Here is a 15,632-nt window from a genome sequence, read left to right on the forward strand (position 1 = left end):
CATATTTGTGCAACTAAGTTCATTTATAAATAGGTAAAAAGAAATTAAATCCCCGTTTGTCATAAAAAATTAATCTAAGTATGCATTGAGAAAGTTGTCAATTTTCATCATATTGTAATGACTATGTAACAAAATGGAGAATGCCTATGCAGCACCAAGAGATGATCCAACCATCAAACTTTGGCGTGATCAGCCGTACTTGTTTATTTTCACTTATCGCAATATGCAGTGTGTTTGTTATTCTTTAACGATATCGACATGAAGGTATGCCTTGATGTGTAAGTAACTACTTACTTTTATTGGTGTTCATCAAGGCACCCTCTAGCTATCATCATGACGCTGTGTTAGTTTCCCTCCTAGCTAACATTGTTAATGGTGTGTATATGTCTTCACCCTGTTTATTCTCCCGTCGTTTCGCCGCTCTTCCGCAAGCATTTTATTCTTATGTCACCCCTCAACCGTTAGACAACACACGCTGGGTCGTCTGGAATAGTGAACTTGCCTGTCAGTTTGAGCTCCCGAGCAACGCGCCGAATGGAGAACTGAAGCAGATTTTATCTGGTGAGCAAATATCACAAGACGCTCCGCCACTTGCAATGAAATACGCTGGCCACCAGTTTGGCGCATACAATCCAGACTTAGGTGATGGTCGCGGTGTGTTATTGGGTGAATTGACCAACCAAACAAACGATGTGTTTGATTTGCATCTGAAAGGGGCGGGATTAACACCATATTCTCGAATGGGCGATGGGCGAGCGGTTTTGCGCTCGACGATCCGCGAATATCTGTGTAGTGAAGCAATGGCAGGATTAGGCATTCCAACCACACGGTCGTTGGGGATGCTGGTTAGTGACACGCCAGTTTACCGAGAGAAGTGCGAGCAGGGCGCGCTATTGCTACGTCTCGCGCGCAGTCATATTCGCTTCGGCCATTTTGAGCATTTCTTTTACACCAATCAACTGACGCATCTCCAGCAATTAGCCGATAAGGTTATCGAGTGGTATTGGCCAGACTGTTTGGAGTCTGAAAAGCCTTACTTGAGGATGTTCGAACATATTGTCAGTCGCACAGCAGAGATGATCGCCCAATGGCAGGCGTGTGGATTTGCTCACGGGGTGATGAACACTGATAACATGTCTATTATCGGAGAGACGTTTGACTACGGACCGTTTGGCTTCCTTGATGATTACGAGCCGGGGTATATCTGCAACCATTCCGATTACCAAGGTCGATATGCCTTTGACCAACAACCCCGCATTGCCTTATGGAACTTATCGGCTCTGGCACATAGTCTGTCGCCGTTGATTGAACGAGAGGATCTTGAGGCAAGTTTGGCGAACTTTGAACCTTTGTTGGTGAAAACCTTCAGTCGGCTGATGCGACAGAAGCTTGGCTTATACAACAAACAAAAAGTAGATACTCAACTTTTTTCGGCGATGTTTGAACTGCTGCATCAACATCAGATTGACTACACGCGATTTATGCGTGAATTATCATCGGTTGATCAAGGTGGGATAAATGGTGTACTCGACTTGTTCATTGACCGAGCAGAAGCCAGTCATTGGCTTGAGCAATATTTGGCGCGTTGTGAGCAAGAGGTCGATGAAACGGGCCACCAAGTCTCTTGTCAAGCTCGCTGTGAAAAAATGCGTCAAGTGAACCCCAAATACATCTTACGCAACTATCTTGCGCAGATCGCGATTGATAAAGCTGAGCAAGGGGATTTTAGTGAAGTGCAAACACTGGCCGAGCTGCTTAAACGTCCATTTGATGAGCAGGCTGAAATGAGCGCCTATGCCAATCTGCCCCCTGACTGGGGTAAAAAAATGGAAATTAGTTGTTCTTCTTAGTGCTATTCAATGGTTTGTTAATAAGATGTGATTTGTGTCCGCAAGAGGTTCAAATTCTTTAGATTCTTCCTGCATCAGTTGCAAGAGAAGTGATTAAACTCGCACTATTAATTTAGCGTACTAATGGGTAGTAATATGTCAGCTAAGATTCTCGTTGTCGATGATGATCAAGAAATTTGTGAATTGTTGGAAGAGTATCTGACCAAACAAGGGTATCAGGTCTCCGCCGTCAATGATGGCGAGCAGATGAAGGCTTATATTGAGCAGCAAGGATACCCTGAACTTATCTTATTGGATGTGATGTTACCCGGTGATGATGGATTTGCTTTATGTCAGCAAGTTCGTCGTTATTCTTCAGTACCCATTATCATGCTGACAGCCGTCTCCGATGATACCGACCAAATTATCGGCTTAGAGATTGGAGCCGATGATTACATTGCCAAGCCATTCAATCCCCGCCACCTCAATGCGCGTATTAAAGCGGTGTTGCGCCGTGTCAAAGTCGCGGATGACATTCCTGCCAGCGCCAATGCAAAGTCGATTATCTTCGGTGATTGGCAACTTGATCCTCTGGCGCATCGCATTACCCATTTAGAGAATCATCAAACCCATGATTTGTCGGGCAGTGACTTTGCGTTGTTGATGCTGTTTCTCAAGCGGCCTAATGAAGTGCTGGATAGAGACACCATCTCTTTCGCCACTCGTGGACGTGAGGCTTTGCCGTTTGAACGGGGGATCGATGTACAATTGAGTCGTTTAAGGCAGCGCTTGGGTGATAGCGCAAGATTTCCTCATTATATTAAAACGATGCGTGGCAATGGGTATTTACTAGCGGTGCCAGTGAGCTATGAAAACTAAATTGTTCGGTTGGGTGCGCCAATTTAAACCCAACTCATTAGTGAGCCGAACACTTGGTTTAACACTGTTAGCCGTGATTCTAGCTCAAGGGGTCGCAACCAGCATTTGGTACACGGAATCTAAACATAAAGAGTTAGCCGGGATCCGTGATGCGTCTGAGAGCATGGCCAATATGTTTGCCTCTACGGTGACATTTTTTCAATCTTTGCCTGTTCGCTATCGACATATTGTGCTTGACCAGATCCGCAATATGGGCGGAACGCGTTTTTTCGTCTCATTTAACAAAGAACAATTAATTGTCGACCCCATTGACGACACACCACTAAAGCTGGCGTCTATTGAAGCGATTGAGCGGGTACTTGGCAATAAATTGCGTAAGGCAGAAAGCATTTCGGTTGATTTTTCGCATCCAGATAATTTGCGCTTGCTAAAAAATGATATTTACCTCAATGATCTGCCTAAATCATGGGCGCACCATACTCTTACTTTGAACCCGATTGACCCGCCTATTCTGGTGGTGCAAATTGAGTTAGCGAACCGTGAGTGGCTATACATTGCAGCGCTGCTCCCAGCGCCTTATGTCACTTTGGATGACACCTTGATTGGGCGTGAGCAGATCCTATTTCTTATCTTTTCTACATCGATCCTACTCGTTTTAACTTACCTATTGGTGCGCCGCCAAGTAAAACCACTTAAGCGCTTAGCGAGAGCCGCCAATGAAATGAGTATGGATATTGACCAAGCACCGCTGCAAGAAGAGGGCGCAAGTGAGCTGATCACGGCAACACGAGCGTTTAACCGTATGCAGCAGAGGATTCGGCGTTATGTGGCTGATCGCGAACATCTTTTTTCCGCAATTTCCCATGATCTTAAAACACCAATTACCCGCTTAAGACTGCGCGCTGAACTGTTAGAAAGTGACACCAAACGTGAGAAATTCAACCGCGATCTCGATGAGCTAGAAATGATGGTCAAAGGGGCGCTGCAGTGTGTGCGTGATACCGATTTGCACGAAAATAATGCCTACATCGACTTAAACGACATGATTCAAAGCGTTGCCGAGCCCTTTAATCAGTACCAAACACGTGTGGAGTTTAGACCTCATGATATTGATCCTATCGTCGGTAAACCTCTCGCGATTAAACGGGTGCTGAGCAATTTGATTGAAAATGCGGTCAAGTATGGTCAACTGGCGGAGGTTGAAGTCATCATCAATGAAGAGTGGATTACGGTAGTGATTTGCGATCATGGCCCCGGGATACCACAAGATAAGCTTGAGGCGGTGTTTGAGCCTTACTATAGGTTAGCCAACGACGCAGATGGACATGGTTTAGGCTTGGGAATATGCCGTAATATTCTTCACGGGCATGGTGGAGATCTCATTATTGATAACTTGCCAACCGGAGGCTTAAGGGCGCAAGTCTTTATCCCACCTAGTCTTGAGGTTTAATGTAACACAATTGTTACATAGGTATTACTGTTTGTTTCAAACAAAAATTTCCAATTGGATAGACTCTTTATCGAACAAGCAAGAACGCTTGGGGCCATTAAGCAGTTGGCCTGAATGTCTAATCCGATACATGGAAGATAATAATGAAACTTAATAAAACCCTACTTACCCTCTCTCTACTTTCTGCTGCTAATTTTGCTCATGCTGGTGAAGTTGAAGTACTTCACTGGTGGACTGCTGGCGGTGAAGCAAAATCTGCTGCAGTGCTGAAAGAAATGCTAGAACAACAGAATCATACTTGGAAAGATTTTGCGGTTGCTGGTGGCGGCGGTGAGTCTGCGATGACAGTACTCAAAACTCGTGCTGTATCGGGCAATCCTCCTTCGGCAGCACAAATCAAAGGTCACGATATTCAAGAGTGGGGCGGTCTTGGCTTCCTAACTTCGCTAGACAGCACGGCAACACAAGAACACTGGGACGAAATCCTGCCTTCTGTTGTAACCAAAGTAATGAAGTTTGATGGTGATTACGTGGCGGTTCCAGTTAACGTACACCGTGTAAACTGGCTATGGGCTAACCCTGAAGTGTTGAAAAAAGCTGGCGTAGAACTACCAACGACGATGGATGAGTTCTTTGCCGCGGCAGACAAAATTAAAGCAGCAGGCTTCGTTCCTCTAGCGCATGGCGGTCAACCATGGCAAGACGCAACGGTATTTGAAGCGGTTGCCCTTGATGTGCTAGGCAGCGAAGACTACAACAAAGCATTCGTAGACCTTGATATGGATGTGCTAGCGGGTGACAAGATGGTTGAAGTCTTCACTAAGTTTAAGAAGATTCATGATTACATCGACGCAAACTCGCCAGGTCGTGACTGGAACGTAGCAACGTCTATGGTTATTAATGGTGAAGCAGCGATGCAAATCATGGGTGACTGGGCGAAAGGTGAGTTTACCGCTGCAGGCAAGATGCCAGGTAAAGACTACATTTGTGCACCGGCTCCGGGTACCAATGGTCAATTTACATTCAACATCGACAGCTTTGCTTTCTTTGAGTTAAGCAATAAAGATAACCAAAAAGCTCAGCAAGATCTTGCGCGCACCATCCTAACTAAAGACTTCCAAGAAGTGTTCAACCTCAACAAAGGTTCGATCCCAGTGCGTCTAGATATGGATATGTCAAAGTTTGACCAATGTGCATTGGATTCAATGGCAACCTTCAAAGCGAGTGCGAAATCAGGTGACCTAGTACCAAGTATGGCTCACGGTCTAGCGACGACGAGCTACGCACAAGGTGCTATCTATGATGTTGTGACTAACTTCTTCAATGATGACAACGCAGATCCGAAACAAGCAGCACAAAAACTTGCGAAAGCAGTAAAAGCGGCAATCTAACGCAAGTTGTACCAACTTAGAGTAAGTCACGGCTCATTGACTAACTAGGTTGGTATCTAACACCCCTAAAGGGCGTTCAGGCTTGTGGGGAGCCTGTACGCCCTTTCCTCTATTACCGGTCAGAATTTTGGCTGGTGTGTTATAACGTAAGGACTCGTTATGGAGCATGTTGTAAATCGGTACGAAAAGAAGTCGTTAAAAAAGGTCAGTTTGGCCGACCGACTTCAGCAGTGGCTACCGAAAATCGTTCTTGCACCGACCGTTCTGGTAACCGTGGTATGTATCTATGGTTATATTTTCTGGACCGCGGCGCTTTCAATGACTAACTCACGTTTTCTGCCTAGTTTTAACTTTGTTGGCTTTGCCCAATACGAAAAGCTGATGGAAAACGACCGTTGGATTACCTCTATTTCTAACCTTGGCATCTTTGGCTTGCTGTTTATGCTGGTCGCGATTGGCTTAGGTGTTGGTCTAGCGATTCTGCTTGATCAAAATATCCGTCAGGAAGGTGCAATACGCACTATCTATCTTTACCCGATGGCGCTCTCTTTTATCGTAACAGGTACCGCGTGGAAATGGATTCTTAACCCAGGTCTAGGTATCGAAAAATTGATGCAAGATTGGGGCTTCACAGACTTTAAATTCGACTGGTTGGTCGACTCCGATATGTCGGTATATACCTTAGTGATCGCGGCGGTGTGGCAATCATCAGGTTTCGTGATGGCGATGTTCTTAGCTGGCTTACGCGGTATTGACTCGTCGATCATTAAGGCGGCGCAAATTGATGGTGCAAACCTTCCGACTATCTATTGGCGTATCATCATGCCGTGTTTAAGACCGGTATTTTTCAGCGCGGTTATTATTACTTCTCATATTGCGATTAAGAGCTTCGACTTGGTGACCGCAATGACAGCCGGTGGCCCAGGTTATTCGTCTGACTTACCAGCGTTGTTCATGTACGCACACTCATTTACACGTGGTCAAATTGGCTTAGGTGCAGCCAGTGCGATGATGATGCTAGCAGGTATCTTGGCGATTCTTGTTCCATATCTATATTCAGAATTAAGGGAGAAAAAATCATGATGCGTAGTGTGAATTTCTCTCGACTATTTATCTACTCGACCTTGGTATTCTTCTGTTTAGTTTACCTTATGCCTTTGTTTGTTATGGTGATTACTTCATTTAAAACCTTGCCAGATATCAAGGCAGGTAACTTGATGAGTTTGCCAACCCAATGGGTATTTGATGCTTGGTACAAAGCTTGGGACAGTGCTTGTACCGGTGTTAAGTGTGAAGGTGTGAAAGGCTTCTTCTGGAACTCGTTCCAAATGGTGATACCTGCAGTGGCTATTTCCACGTTACTGGGTGCATTCAATGGTTACGTTGTGACCAAGTGGCAATTCCGTGGCTCGAACCTCTTCTTCAGCCTATTGCTGTTTGGTTGTTTTATCCCGTTTCAAGTTGTTCTTCTGCCAATGGCGACGGTACTGGGTAAGCTAGGTTTAGCCAACACGACGACGGGTCTGGTCATTGTCCATGTTATCTATGGTATGGCCTTTACCACTCTATTTTTCCGCAACTTTTACATCAGTATTCCAGATGAACTGGTGAAAGCGGCAAAATTGGATGGAGCAGGGTTCTTCACTATCTTCTTTAAAATTCTATTGCCGATTTCGACACCTATCATCATGGTGACCGTTATTTGGCAGTTTACGGCAATTTGGAATGACTTCTTATTTGGCGTGGTGTATTCAGGCTCAGAGACTCAGCCTATCACAGTGGCACTGAATAACTTGGTCAACACCAGTACCGGAGTGAAAGAGTACAACGTTGACATGGCAGCGGCGATCATTGCGGCGCTACCAACATTGCTCGTTTATGTATTAGCAGGGAAATATTTCGTTCGTGGCCTGACGGCTGGATCGGTAAAAGGATAATTATCATGGCAACACTAGAACTTAAACAAATCCGTAAAACCTATCCGAAAGCGGAACAAGAAACACTCAAAGGCATTGATATCAACATCGACTCTGGTGAGTTTCTGATTTTGGTAGGCCCTTCGGGGTGTGGTAAATCTACCTTGATGAATACCATTGCGGGGCTTGAAAACATTAGCTCAGGCGAGATTGTTATCGATGGTAACGATGTGTCTGATGTTGAACCAAAAGACCGTGATATTGCGATGGTGTTCCAATCGTATGCCCTATACCCGAACATGACGGTGCGCGGCAATATCGAGTTTGGTCTCAAGATCCGTAAAATGCCGAAGCAAGAGATTGATGCCGAAGTCGAGCGTGTTGCGGCCATGCTGCAAATCGACCACCTACTGGAAAGAAAGCCTTCTCAGTTGTCGGGTGGTCAGCGCCAGCGTGTGGCAATGGGCCGCGCTTTGGCTCGCAGACCGAAACTCTATTTGTTTGATGAACCTTTGTCGAACCTAGACGCTAAGTTGCGTGTCGAAATGCGTCATCAAATCAAACGTCTTCACCAGCAGCTCAATACGACAATTGTCTATGTAACCCATGATCAGATTGAAGCAATGACTCTAGCCGATCGTATCGCTGTGATGAAAGATGGCGAACTGCAGCAGCTAGGGACGCCGCAAGAGATCTACAATAAGCCAAACAACATGTTTGTCGCTGGCTTTATGGGTTCACCATCGATGAACTTTATCAAGACCATGGTAGATTTGGATGAACAGGATAAGCCAGTGATCAAGGTTAAAGGTAGTAATGGTCAAGAGCACCATATCAATCTGCCAGCTTCTATGCGTGAGCAAGATGGCAAAGAAGTGGTGATTGGGCTGCGTCCGGAGCATATCACTGACAGCGAAAACCAAGAGTCTGATGCGACAACCCAACTTGATTTGATGCTAGAGGTCTTAGAGCCAACAGGCCCAGATACGATTGCGATGATTAAGGTCAATGAGCAAGAAGTCGCTTGCCGACTATCGCCTGAGTTTGATGTCACGGCGGGGCAAATCGCACCGTTGCACTTTGATTTGTCAAAAGCGGTCTTCTTTGATGCCGCTACCGAGCAGCGTATTGAGTTTCACTAAGCTGCAAATTAATAGGCATCTTGGTTAGTCACTATCGAAGAAGTGGACTAAGCTTATTGTTATAGCATGAAGTGAGTTCATGCGGTGTGAGTAGAGGTGGGCAATCATGTCTCCTTATTGCTCACCTCATCTCTAGTAACGAAAATGGCAGCTTATTAAGCTGCCATTTGTTTTTTGCGGTTTGTTTTTATCATTTTGCATTCTTATTAAATATGTGTAAATTCACCCGTATTGTAATTTCTAATGGGTGGAATCCCACCCGTTTTCAATTAGCTAAAGTAAATCTAACGACTTTTTCTTTAATTGGTTATCTATAACTTATTGAAATAATGCAATTAAATTCGTTTTCTAAATATTGGCTTGGTTATTGCCCTTGTAAGGTTATCAACACCCAGTGATGGGGTTGTTCATTTAACAAGGAGAACGATAATGCTAAAGCCTTTAACCCTACTATCTGCTGCCATTCTTGCCGTCACCAGTTTCAATGCTGCTGCGAACTGTGATCCGGGTGAAACCGTGATTAAGTTCAGCCACGTAACCAACACAGACAAGCATCCTAAAGGCATTGCAGCCTCGTTATTGGAAAAGCGTGTCAATGAAGAGATGAATGGCAAAGCGTGTATGCAGGTATTCCCAAACTCTACTCTGTATGACGATGATAAAGTGCTCGAAGCTATGCTCAATGGCGATGTTCAACTGGCTGCTCCATCACTGTCTAAGTTTGAAAAGTTCACCAAAAAATTCCGCATCTTCGATCTACCATTCCTATTTGATGATGTTGACGCTGTTGACCGCTTTCAAAACTCTGATGCTGGTGAAAAACTGAAAAATGCAATGAACCGCCGTGGTATCAGAGGCCTAGAGTTTTGGCATAACGGTATGAAGCAAATCTCTGCCAGCAAGCCATTGATGCATCCTGAAGATGCAAAAGGTCTTAAGTTCCGCGTTCAGGCGTCAGATGTGCTCGTCGCTCAGTTCGAGCAGCTTGGTGCAAACCCGCAAAAAATGTCGTTCGCAGAGGTCTACGGCGGCTTACAAACCAAAGTTATCGATGGTCAGGAGAACACTTGGTCGAATATCTACGGTAAGAAGTTCTTTGAAGTACAAGACGGCATTACAGAAACGAATCACGGCATTCTTGATTACCTAGTAGTGACATCAACTAAGTGGTGGGATGGTCTTCCTGCTGATGTACGCGGTCAATTAGCGACGATCCTTCAAGAAGTGACTCAGACGCGTAATGCTGAATCTAACCGTGTAGAGCAGCAGAACAAACAGTACGTTATTGAAGCGGGTGGCGTGGTTCGTGAACTGACACCAGAGCAGCGTCAAGAGTGGGTAACTGCACTTAAACCTGTTTGGAATAAGTTTGAGAAAGATATTGGCTCAGACCTAATCAATGCAGCGTTATCTGCAAACCAAAAATAACCAGCGATGGCTCCCGTAATGCGGGAGCCCAATTCACCTGATTCGAGTGATGTATTACATGGAACAGTCATTTTTTGCGAAGGTCGGACAGTTTACCGACAAGGTTGAAGAAACCTTGATTGCTTTCTTCCTCGGTACGATGACGATGCTGACTTTTATCAACGTCGTCATGCGTTACCTATTCAACGACAATATTCTCTGGGCGCTTGAACTTACCGTGTTCCTCTTTGCTTGGATGGTATTGGTAGGCGCTTCATATGGCGTGAAAAAACATTTTCATATTGGCGTCGACGTAGTGATTAACATGGCGCCTGAACGTCTTCGAAAAGTTTATGCTCTGATCGCGGTGGCTTGTTGCTTAACATTTTCAATTTTACTTCTGGTCGGATCGTGGAACTACTGGTACCCGTTTGCCACTGAGCGCGCTTGGTATGAGACCGATGATATTCCAATGCCAGAAATTTTACAGTTTATGTCAGATTGGCTTAATGAAGGCGAGCGCTACGAAAAAATCCCCCGCTTTATTCCCTATATGGCGCTGCCAGTTGGCATGGCACTGCTGACATTCCGTTTTGCGCAAATCGCGTATCAAATTTTAACTGGCAAGCTCGACAGAATGATTGCTGGCCACGAGGCGGAAGATGAACTTGAAGCGTTAAAAGAAGAACTTAAAGACGCAGATGAGGCGATGGAACCGAAATCAGGCGCTGACAATAGCCAAGATAACAATAAGAGCAAGGAGAGCTAACACATGGATATTTTATTGTTATTCTTGATGGTGATTGGCTTTATGCTCATCGGTGTGCCGATTGCTGTTTCGCTCGGTCTATCCAGTATTCTATTTTTGATGTGGCACTCAGACGCGTCTTTAGCGTCAGTCGCACAAACTCTATTCAATGCATTTGAAGGCCACTACACCTTATTGGCGATTCCGTTCTTTATTCTTGCGTCTAGCTTTATGTCTACGGGCGGTGTGGCTAAGCGCATTATCCGCTTTGCGATTGCTATGGTCGGTTGGTTCCGTGGCGGTCTTGCCATGGCGTCTGTAGTCGCGTGTATGATGTTTGCTGCTTTGTCTGGTTCATCGCCTGCGACCGTTGTCGCCATCGGTAGTATTGTTATTGCTGGCATGATCAAAAATGGCTACTCGAAAGACTTTGCTGCTGGGGTTATTTGTAACGCAGGTACTTTAGGTATTTTGATTCCACCTTCAATCGTCATGGTCGTATATGCAGCCGCAACGGATGTGTCAGTGGGGCGTATGTTCCTTGGTGGTGTTATCCCGGGCCTGCTAGCGGGTTTAATGCTGATGATCGCCATCTATATTGCAGCTCGAGTCAAGAACTTACCTAAGCAGCCTTTTGTCGGCTGGGGAGAGGCGCTTAAAGCGGCCAAAGATGCAAGTTGGGGATTACTGCTGGTAGTGATTATTCTAGGCGGTATCTATGGTGGTATCTTCACACCAACAGAAGCTGCTGCGGTGGCTGCCGTCTATGCTTTTCTGATTGCAAACTTTATCTACAAAGATATGGGCCCATTTGCCGACAAGAAAAACACCAAACCTGCACTGGTTAAAGTGGTGCAAGCCTTTGTCCATAAAGATACTCAAGACACGCTTTTTGAAGCCGGCAAGCTGACGATTATGCTGCTGTTCATCATAGCTAACGCCCTGATCTTAAAGCACGTGTTAACGGAAGAGCGCATCCCGCAAATGATCACCGAATCCATGTTGTCGGCTGGTTTGGGACCAATCACTTTCTTGATTGTGGTTAACGTCTTGTTGCTCATTGGCGGTCAGTTTATGGAGCCATCTGGTCTGTTGATCATTGTCGCGCCTTTGGTGTTCCCTATTGCTATTGCGCTCGGTATTGATCCGATTCACCTTGGTATCATGATGGTGGTGAACATGGAGATCGGTATGATTACACCTCCGGTTGGGTTGAACTTATTCGTTACGGCTGGTGTAGCGAAGATGTCAATGATGCAGGTGGTCAAAGCCGCACTGCCTTGGGTGGCGGTGATGTTCTTGTTCTTGATTATTGTTACTTACGTACCTTGGGTATCAACCTGGTTACCAACGACCTTAATGGGGCCAGAGATTATAACTAAGTAACTGCGCTTTATATAAAAAGCCCCACACGACTTGGTGTGGGGCTTTACTCATTTCTCGGCGTTAATCGCTTTTATAGTTGCTTTTATCTAAGCCATATTTCTGCATTTTGTCATAGAGCGTTTTACGCGCTAACTGCAAGTGATCCATTGTCTTCTTGATGCTGCCTTCACACTGATTCAGTGCTTGTTCAATGATGCTTTTCTCAAATTCGGCCACTTGCTTCGCTAATCCTAGTTCGCGGTCACTGCTTTCTCCTTGGCTATCAAATTGAGTTAATCGTCCCAGCAACACAAAACGCTCGGCTGCATTTCTTAGTTCGCGGACGTTACCTGGCCAGTCGTGGCTCATCAATTGATGAATTTGCTGAGATTCTATTGCGGGTGCTGATTTGCCATAACGCGCGGCCGCAACCAGAAGAAAATGGTGGAACAGGGTTGGTATGTCTTCTTTGCGCTGCCTTAATGGTGGTAAATCAAGCGTGACGACATTAAGTCGATAGTAGAGATCTTCGCGAAAAGTCCCTTCTTCAGATGCGCGTTTAAGATCCACTTTTGTTGCCGCGATAACGCGTATATCAATCGGAATGAGCTCGTTCGATCCGACTCTCTCAATGACACGTTCTTGCAGTACTCGCAATAGACGGATTTGAGCTTGCAGCGGCATAGACTCAATTTCGTCTAAAAACAGCGTCCCGCCCTGCGCGTGCTCAAATTTACCAACTCGCTTGCTATCAGCACCGGTGAACGCGCCTTTCTCATGACCATAGAGCTCACTCTCAATCAAATTTTCTGGTACCGCACCACAGTTGATGGCAACGAAGTTGTTATCACGGCGTGGGCTTTGTTCGTGAATGGAACGGGCGAAAAGCTCTTTACCAGTACCGGTTTCACCAAACAACAAGATGTCAGCACTGGTATCGGCGATATGCACTATCGTATCGCGTAACGCTTGAATGGATGGGGTGTCACCAATGATTCTTGGCCCAAGCGCCTGACTGGCTTTAAGGCTGCGTTTGAGTTCTTGGTTTTCAAGGGTTAAGTCGCGTTTTTCTAACGCTCTACGTGTGGTATCAATCAATCTATCGAGTGGAAAAGGCTTTTCAATAAAGTCATAGGCGCCATTTCTCAGTGCGTTGACCGCCATAGAAATATCACCATGGCCAGTGATGAGTATCACAGGAATATTGGCATCTTGATGCAAGATACTCGACAGTATGTTTTCACCAGACAAACCGGGTAGGCATATATCGGTAATGACCACCTTAGGTAAGCCATCTTGTTTAATCGCGATCAGTGCCTCTTCTGCACTGGCAAAAAAGCGTGCAGAGATCTCTTCAAGCTCAAAACTCTGTTCAATGGCCAGTCGAATATCGCTTTCATCATCAATAAAGATTACGTCGTACATCTGCATTCCTTATTATGTTTTTATCGGCAGTGTGATAGTAAATCGCGCTCCGCCTAGTGGGGATTGCGCAACCGTAAGTGTGCCATTCATTGCTTGCGTGATCTGCTGTGAAATCGATAGTCCCAATCCTAAGCCATTTTTCTTGGTGGTATAGAATGGCTCGAACAAAGATTGCTGCTTATCACGATCAATGCCTGGGCCGTTATCGTCGACAAGGATAGCTATCCGCTGCTCGGTAATGACAGTAGAAATAGTGACTAGCTTTTGTTGCTGTTGTTCAACCGCTTGAATCGCATTGGTCATTAGATTGATCAGTACCTGTTCAAACTGAATCGGATTAAGCTCCACCTTAGGCAGATTGGGCTGTAGGTCGGTGTCGAGAGTCACCAGTTTTGCTTTGAATTGGGGGGCAAGCAGTTCTTTGGCCGCCATGACCAGCGGAGCAACATCGACCAGACTGACATCGTTGCTGTCACTTTTTCTTGCGAATGAGCGCAATTGGTTACTGATCTTCGCCATACGGTCGGTCAGGTTAGAGATACGAGACAAGTTGTCATCGACACGATCATACTTCTCCCTTTGCAGAAAACGGCGGCCATTTTCTGCGAAGCTGCGTATCGCGGCCAGTGGGTTATTTAGTTCATGGCTGATGCTTGCTGACATCTGGCCTAACACGGCTAATTTGGCTGCTTGAATAAGTTCATCTTGGGTTTGGCGTAGGGCAAATTCGGTTTTGCTCCGTTCATGGACTTCGGCTTGCAGCTCGGAAGTACGTTCCATGACTAAAAACTCCAGCTTTTGCTTCGCTTCTGATTGCAATTGCTCAAACTGACGTTTTTTAAGATGGCGTTGGTTGACTAACTGCAACGACAAATAAACGATGACGAATAACAAGGTGATCACTAAGCCAAAACTGAGTGTCGACCATAGCAAGGTTGTTTTCGGGGTCAAAACGCGCAAAGTGAGCTGATGTTTATCGAGCGCGCGAGATGACACCAAATACGAATTCTCGAACCCAGTGGCACGCGGATGGCTGAGCTCCGTATGGGGTTTTGAAATATCGCCGACGAGACCAAATGAACGTATCGGAGAGTCGAGATACTGGCGGCTGTTAAGAATATCTTGTCGGTCTGACTCTGAAAGAGGCGTTAAAGCTTTAAATAGCCACTCATCATTGCTCGACATAAAAATCACGTTGTAGTGATCGGTGGCGACGAAAATGTTGGTTCTATTTTGCCAATTGGCTTCAATTGCATTGAGATCCATTTTTATCACTATCACCCCGATAATTTCGGCCGCATAAGTGACAGGATAAGAGAAATAATAGCCGCGCTGCTTAGAGCTTGAACCAAGGGCAAAATATTGACTTGGTTGGCCTTGAATCGCATCGGAAAAGTACGGTCGCCACGCGTAGTTTCGCCCAATAAATGAGCGGTCGAGATTCCAGTTACTCGACGCTATGGTATTGCCATATTCATCAAGCAAATAGGCATCGGTCGATTGGATGATTTCGTTTACCTGTTCTAAATAGCGATTAGTCAGTTCGATTTGAGCACTGTTGCGCGGAGACTGCAGGGCGGCTATAAGTTCTGAATCTTTGGCGATCAATTGAGGAAGATGGGTATATTTATCTAATTTGCTTGAGATAAATTCAGCAAATCGTTCAAGTTGCTCTTCGTGAATTGAAAACTGACGACTCTCGCTCGAGTTCCAAATCCAGCTTGATCCCAAAATGACGGTGAACAGGTAAATTATCAGCAGATAATACTTACCGCGTCTGAACGTTAACATCCCCATTCCTGTCCTCTGAATTAGTCCTCCTTAGCCTAAAGGTTTTTGTTACAAATGTGTGTGTCCAACAGAGTAATCTGAGCGATAAAACCGGACGTAGATCGTGTTTTGATCTTAAATTGAAAAAAAACATTAGTTTCTCTTGAAAAAGGCATTAATGTCCCCATTTCTTGAATCAAAGACAGCTTTATTGCTGCTTTTTTTAGCAGTTAAGTGAGTTTTTAGGGTTATCCCGTAGTGATCGAGGTGATTGGCTCGACAGCTATCGATCTGCTCGGTAGAATGCTGC

Annotated in this window: 12 protein-coding genes; 10 read left to right on the plus strand and 2 right to left on the minus strand. The window is 45.4% G+C overall.

Features of this window, described 5'->3' with window-relative positions; translation table 11 throughout:
- Window positions 1-383: 383 nt before the first annotated feature.
- From TW81_RS01020 to TW81_RS01065, 10 genes are all read left to right on the plus strand, one after another.
- Window positions 384-1,850, plus strand: a complete 1,467-nt coding sequence (locus TW81_RS01020) for a protein adenylyltransferase SelO (protein WP_045953866.1) — start codon at window positions 384-386, stop codon at window positions 1,848-1,850.
- Window positions 1,851-1,985: 135 nt separating this feature from the next.
- On the plus strand, window positions 1,986-2,708 hold the full coding sequence (locus TW81_RS01025) for a response regulator (protein WP_045953867.1): 723 nt from the start codon (window positions 1,986-1,988) through the stop codon (window positions 2,706-2,708).
- Window positions 2,698-4,158, plus strand: coding sequence for an ATP-binding protein (locus TW81_RS01030; RefSeq protein ID WP_045953868.1), 1,461 nt, complete (start codon window positions 2,698-2,700; stop codon window positions 4,156-4,158). The genes TW81_RS01025 and TW81_RS01030 overlap by 11 nt, the downstream gene beginning before the upstream one ends.
- A gap of 143 nt (window positions 4,159-4,301) precedes the next feature.
- The gene (locus tag TW81_RS01035) at window positions 4,302-5,549 is read left to right on the plus strand and encodes an ABC transporter substrate-binding protein (RefSeq protein WP_045953869.1); all 1,248 of its coding nucleotides are present in this window, start codon (window positions 4,302-4,304) and stop codon (window positions 5,547-5,549) included.
- A gap of 159 nt (window positions 5,550-5,708) precedes the next feature.
- Window positions 5,709-6,632 (plus strand): carbohydrate ABC transporter permease, encoded by a 924-nt coding sequence (locus tag TW81_RS01040; protein ID WP_045953870.1) that lies wholly within the window; start codon window positions 5,709-5,711, stop codon window positions 6,630-6,632.
- Entirely contained in the window at window positions 6,629-7,486 is an 858-nt protein-coding gene (locus TW81_RS01045; RefSeq protein WP_045953871.1) for a carbohydrate ABC transporter permease, read from the plus strand. The genes TW81_RS01040 and TW81_RS01045 overlap by 4 nt, the downstream gene beginning before the upstream one ends.
- 5 nt (window positions 7,487-7,491) lie before the next feature.
- Window positions 7,492-8,607 (plus strand): ABC transporter ATP-binding protein, encoded by a 1,116-nt coding sequence (locus TW81_RS01050; RefSeq protein ID WP_045953872.1) that lies wholly within the window; start codon window positions 7,492-7,494, stop codon window positions 8,605-8,607.
- Window positions 8,608-9,036: 429 nt separating this feature from the next.
- Window positions 9,037-10,035, plus strand: a complete 999-nt coding sequence (locus TW81_RS01055) for a TRAP transporter substrate-binding protein (RefSeq protein WP_045953873.1) — start codon at window positions 9,037-9,039, stop codon at window positions 10,033-10,035.
- Between the two features lie 58 nt (window positions 10,036-10,093).
- Entirely contained in the window at window positions 10,094-10,783 is a 690-nt protein-coding gene (locus tag TW81_RS01060; protein ID WP_045953874.1) for a TRAP transporter small permease, read from the plus strand.
- 3 nt (window positions 10,784-10,786) lie between these two features.
- Window positions 10,787-12,148: a TRAP transporter large permease gene (locus TW81_RS01065; RefSeq protein ID WP_045953875.1), complete on the plus strand. Its 1,362-nt coding sequence runs from the start codon at window positions 10,787-10,789 to the stop codon at window positions 12,146-12,148.
- A gap of 60 nt (window positions 12,149-12,208) precedes the next feature.
- Here TW81_RS01065 and TW81_RS01070 read toward each other — a convergent pair whose 3' ends face one another.
- Together TW81_RS01070 and TW81_RS01075 are read right to left on the minus strand one after the other, a co-directional pair.
- Window positions 12,209-13,552 carry a sigma-54-dependent transcriptional regulator gene (locus TW81_RS01070; RefSeq protein ID WP_045953876.1) on the minus strand — a complete coding sequence of 448 codons (1,344 nt, stop codon included), beginning with the start codon at window positions 13,550-13,552 and terminating at the stop codon, window positions 12,209-12,211.
- A gap of 12 nt (window positions 13,553-13,564) precedes the next feature.
- Window positions 13,565-15,343 carry a sensor histidine kinase gene (locus tag TW81_RS01075; RefSeq protein ID WP_045953877.1) on the minus strand — a complete coding sequence of 593 codons (1,779 nt, stop codon included), beginning with the start codon at window positions 15,341-15,343 and terminating at the stop codon, window positions 13,565-13,567.
- Window positions 15,344-15,632: the final 289 nt, after the last annotated feature.

The organism is Vibrio galatheae (assembly GCF_000967545.1).
Taxonomy (GTDB): Bacteria; Pseudomonadota; Gammaproteobacteria; order Enterobacterales; family Vibrionaceae; genus Vibrio; species Vibrio galatheae.